Here is a 5,320-nt window from a genome sequence, read left to right as displayed (position 1 = left end):
TCGTCGCGATCGAGCACTCCACCCTCACCGCTGTCTGGCACATGCTCACCAACGACACCGACTACCAGGACCTCGGCGGCGACTACTTCACCCGCCGCGACCCCGAACGAGCCCGGACCCGCGCCGTCCGCCACCTCGAAACCATGGGCTACCGCGTCACCCTCGACACCGCCTCCTGACCCACGGCAGCCAGCAGCCGACCCGCGACAGCGCGCCGGCAGCTCCGCGCGCCCAACTACCAGCGACCGGTTCGGGAATCTTCGCGTCAGAGCTATTTTTTGGGCAGACCCGCTCACGGGCGTGCGGCCGGCTGTGTGCGGAGGTCGCGACGGGCCGGTAACGACCGCTGCACTGCGGTGAAATCGTGGCCGATAACTATACCAACGGTGACGGCCTCGATGACCGCGACCCATTGCCCGTACTGTTCCCTGCAGTGTGGCATCGTGCTGCACCCCGGCTCCCGGGGGATCGGCGTCACCCCTCAGGAGGACTTCCCGACCAACCGGGGTGGGCTGTGCTCGAAGGGCTGGACCGCCGCCGATCTACTCGACCACCCCGAACGGCTGACCGGCCCGCTCGTCCGCGATCATCGGGGTGGCGAGCTGCGTCCGGCGTCGTGGGACGAGGCCCTGGACCGCATCGTCACCGCGATCGGTGACAGTCAGCGCCGGTACGGGCCGGACAGCGTCGGATGTTTCGGCGGTGGCGGGCTGACCAACGAGAAGGCGTACACCCTCGGCAAGTTCGCCCGGGTGGCGCTGCGTAGCCGCTCCATCGACTACAACGGCCGGTTCTGCATGTCCTCGGCGGCGATGGCGTCCAACCGCGCTTTCGGCATCGACCGCGGCCTGCCGTTCCCGGTCAGCGACATCGCCAAGGCGCAGGTCGTGCTGCTGGTCGGCGGCAACCCCGCGGACACCATGCCGCCGGTGATGCAGTGGTTCGACGCCGGCCGCGCGGCCGGGGCCTGCCACATCGTCGTCGACCCCCGGGCCACCGCGAGCGCGCGCGGCGCCGCCCTGCACCTGCAGAACACTCCTGGCACCGATCTCGCGCTGGCCAACGGGATGATGCACATCGCGATCCGGGACAGGCTCGTCGACAACGATTATGTCGATGCTCGTACCGTCGGTTTCGACGCCGTCCGCCGTGCGGTCACCGCCTACTGGCCGGCCCGGGTCGAGCGGATCACCGGTGTGCCCGAACAGGACCTACGCCGTGCCGTGCACCTGCTCGCCGAGGCGGAGACGGCGATGGTGCTCACCGCCCGCGGCGCCGAGCAGCATGCCACCGGCACCGACACCGCACAGGCGTTCATCAACCTCGCGCTCGCCCTCGGGCTGCCCGGACGGCCGTTCTCCGGCTATGGCACGGTGACCGGGCAGGGCAACGGCCAGGGCGGGCGTGAACACGGACAGAAAGCCGACCAGCTTCCCGGCTACCGCAAGCTCGCGGACCCGGCGGACCGGGCTCACGTCGCCGCGGTCTGGGGGATCGACCCGGATGAACTGCCGCCGCCAGGTGTGTCCGCTTTCGAGATGCTCGACGCCCTGGGTACCGACGGCGGTGTGCGGGCGCTGCTGGTGTTCGGGTCCAACCCGGTCGTTTCCGGACCTGACGCGAACCGGATCGCTCGGCGGCTGGGCGCGTTGGATTTTCTCGCCGTGTCGGACATCTTCGTTTCCGAGACCGCTCAGTTCGCGGACGTGGTGCTGCCCTGCACCCAGTGGGCCGAGGAGGAGGGCACCATGACCAACCTCGAGGGCCGGGTGCTGCTGCGCCGCGCGGCGGTCCAGCCGCCCCCCGGCGTACGCACCGACCTGCAGATGCTGGCCGACCTCGCCTGGCGGCTGGGACGCGGCCGGTTCTTCACCGATTCCGCGCGGGAGGTGTTCGACGAGCTGCGCCGTGCCAGCGCCGGTGGGCTTGCCGACTACGCCGGCATCACCTATGAGCGTATCGCCGCCGAGCACGGGGTCTTCTGGCCGTGCCCGGACGAAGCGCATCCGGGCACGCCACGCTTGTTCACCGAGACGTTCGCCACCCCGGACGGTCGTGCACGCTTCCACCCTGTCCGTCACCGTGGTGCTGTCGAGCAGCCGGACCGGCAGTATCCGTACTATCTGACCACCGGCCGGATCATGCAGCAGTATCAGTCCGGGACGCAGACCCGTCGGGTGCGTGCCCTGCTGACGGCCGCGTCCGACCCGTCCGTCGAGATTCATCCGACGCTCGCGGCCCGCTACGGCATCGCAGGCGGTGACCTGGTGGAAATCCGGTCCCGGCGGGGCCGGGCGGTGTTCCGGGCCCGGCTCACCGACACCATCCGCCCCGACACCCTGTTCACGCCGTTCCACTGGAGCGGTATGTCCACCGCCAACCTGCTGACGAATCCCGCGCTCGATCCGCACTCACGGATGCCGGAATTCAAGGTGTGCGCGGTCACGATCGCGCGCCTGGACGCCCTGCCCGAAGGCGGTGACACCATCCCGACCGGCGCGACCGTCCCGGTTGCCACAGACAACCCGATCGGGACTGATTATCCGGTTGCCGCCACCGCAGCCCGTCCCGTTGCGGGGAGCACCCCTTCGACCGATCGACCTACCGCGAAGGACCGCCGTATGCATGGCACGCCGCTTCGGCGTCTCGTGGTCGTCGGTAACGGAATGGCCGGCGCCCGCACAGTGGAGGAGATCCTCGCCCGCGGCGGGGCCGAGATGTTCACCATCACGGTGTTCGGCGACGAGCCGCATGGCAGCTACAACCGCATTCTGCTGTCGAACGTGCTCGCCGGGCTGGAGGAGGATGCGGAAATCTTCCTCAATCCCCCCGAGTGGTACCGCGCGCATGGTGTCCGCCTGCGTGCGGGTGTGCGCGTCAACCGTATCGACCGCCACGCCCGCACGGTGTTCGCCGACGACGGGACGGCCGAGCCCTACGACAAGCTGGTCGTCGCGACCGGCAGCCGACCGTTCATCCCCCCGATCGATGGAGTCCACCGTCCGGACGGCACTCTGCGGTCAGGGGTGTTCGCCTTCCGCACCCTTGACGACTGCCGGCGAATGATCGCCTTTGCCAATGGTATCGCCAAAGGTCATGGAAGGATTTTTTCTTCCGTGGCCGGAGGCGTTTCGGCTGATATCGCCGAAGGCGCTCGTTGCCGTACCGCTGTCGTGATCGGTGGGGGTCTCCTCGGGCTTGAGGCGGCGCGCGGACTGCAGGAGCACGGGCTCGACGTCCGCGTCCTGCACGCCGCGCCGACGCTGATGAACGCCCAACTCGACGACGAGGCCGGCGAGATCCTGCGTCGTAGCGTCGAAGGCCTCGGGATCACAGTGCGCACCTCGGCCAGGACCGTTGCGCTGCTCGGCGAGGATGTGGTCAGCGGGGTGGCGCTCGCGGACGGCACGACCATCGACACGGACATGGTGGTGATCACTGCGGGCATCCGCCCCAACGTCGATCTGGGGCTGCACGGTGGCCTCACCGTTGAGCAGGGAATCGTCACCGATGATCAGATGCGCTCCGTCGACGACCCCGACATCTATGTCGTAGGAGAGTGTGCGCAGCATCGCGGGGAGGTGTATGGGCTGGTGGCGCCGCTGTGGGAGCAGGCCGCGGTTCTCGCCGACCACATCACCGGCGCGAAGCCGGACGCTGCATACCATGGTTCGAAGACCGTCACCACGTTGAAGGTGGCTGGGGTGGACGTGGCGGCCATGGGCTTGCGGGCACCCGAACATGACGATGACGAGGTTGTCCGGTTCGTCGAGCCCCGCCGCGGGGTGTACAAGAATGTGGTCATCCGGGATGGCAAGCTCGTCGGCGCCACTCTCGTTGGAGACACCGCCAGGGCAGCCTTCCTCTTGCAGGCGTTCGACCGGGAGTTTCCGCTGCCCGAGGAGCGTCTGAAGATGCTGTTCGACATCGGTGCCCCGACTGCCGCCGTCGGTGCGGCCGAGCTCACTGACGATGCGCAGGTCTGCAACTGCAACGGGGTGAGCAAGGGCACCCTGGTCGCGTGTGTGCGGTCGGGGCAGCAGACCGCCGCCGGGGTGATGGCTGCGACCCGTGCCGGCAAGGGCTGCGGTTCGTGCAGGACGCTGGTGACACAGATCGTCGAGTGGGCGACGAGCGAGGACTTCCCCGATGAGCTCGATGAGCTCGATGGGCCCGATGGCCGGATACGCGCCGATATCCGGGCCGACGGCGTGTCGTCGGTGATGCCGCGGATCGCCGAGGGGGTGACGCCCGCGCAGTTGCGCCGTATCGCCGACGTGGCGGACAGGTACGGCAGTCCGATGGTGAAAATCACCGGGGGGCGGCGTATCGACCTGCTCGAGGTCCGCGAGGAGGATCTGCCGGCGGTGTGGGCGGACCTGGGTATGCCGTCCTGGGAGGATTGAGGCTGTCAAGGCCTTATCCGTCCTCGAACCGAGGAGCACCCTTGCGGTGAAGAGTACCGGTGTTTATCCGTCTGTCCGTGTCGATGCCGCCGGTCGGGGAGTTGTGTCTCATGCGGGCGGGGTCCTGCTGACCGAGACCGTCCGGGCCAGTGGGCTGCACCGGGCGCTGTCGCCGTGGCGGTGGGGCCGGGCGGTTTGCACGACCCGGGCTAACACGTCCGCCGAGCCTTAAATGGCCACTCCGATATATGACTTAAACGCAGAAAAGCCAATTACTGTCTGAAGCTAAGTTCCTGGAGGCGGTCCAAGTAGCCCTGAGCCTCCGGCTCTTTCGCGTACCGGCTGCTCATCAGAGCACCGAGTTCGCTGGACACCATGAGAAGAGAAGGCAGGGACTTACGTTCGCCATCGAGAGCGCGGTTTCCGAAGAAGATAGCTCGATCAAGATCGTCTTGGCGCGCGGCAATAACGCCTAGTGTCACCCGAGCTTCTGCAATTCGCATCGGCGATAGCTCTTTTCCGAGGTGGCTGGTCCCGGCCCTAATTACTTCATTGGCATAGGCTTCGGCGAGCGGATTTTCGCCGACCAGCCGGTAGCAATCCATGGCATAGAAGTCGAATTTTGAAGGATCGACTATAAAATGGTTGTCCAGATTGGCTGGATGTTCGAGCTGCTCAAGCAGCATTCGGCCGCGTTCGAGAGCTATTTCGACTTGCCTGCGGTCGCCCAAGCGCGCCCATGCCTTCGCTTCCTGTGCTGCAAGCTGGACGGCAACACTGTGTTGTCCCGCTATTCGTGATCCTGCACGAGCTGCCGAGACTGCACCAGCATAGTTGCCGGCGGTTAGTGCGAACCATGCGCTCATCTCGTATGCCCAACCTCGTATTTCGGCGCTATCTGTTTCCGTTCCGAG

At 67.0% G+C, this 5,320-nt stretch carries 1 protein-coding gene and 1 pseudogene; one reads left to right on the top strand and one right to left on the bottom strand.

The annotated features are described in order from the left end of the window. Positions 1 to 398 precede the first annotated feature (398 nt). Positions 399 to 4,406 carry a molybdopterin-dependent oxidoreductase gene (locus tag CV1CTNOD_RS26025; protein WP_131784216.1) on the top strand — a complete coding sequence of 1,336 codons (4,008 nt, stop codon included), beginning with the start codon at positions 399 to 401 and terminating at the stop codon, positions 4,404 to 4,406. A gap of 272 nt (positions 4,407 to 4,678) precedes the next feature. On the opposite strand, the pseudogene CV1CTNOD_RS00300 reads toward CV1CTNOD_RS26025, so the two are convergent. Then, positions 4,679 to 5,320, bottom strand: a pseudogene (locus tag CV1CTNOD_RS00300) (XRE family transcriptional regulator); the annotation flags it as partial.

The organism is Protofrankia symbiont of Coriaria ruscifolia (assembly GCF_900634745.1).
Lineage (GTDB): Bacteria > Actinomycetota > Actinomycetes > Frankiales > Frankiaceae > Protofrankia > Protofrankia californiensis.
The sequence above is the reverse complement of the archived record's forward strand: the minus strand, read 5'-3'. Positions and strand labels throughout refer to the sequence as shown.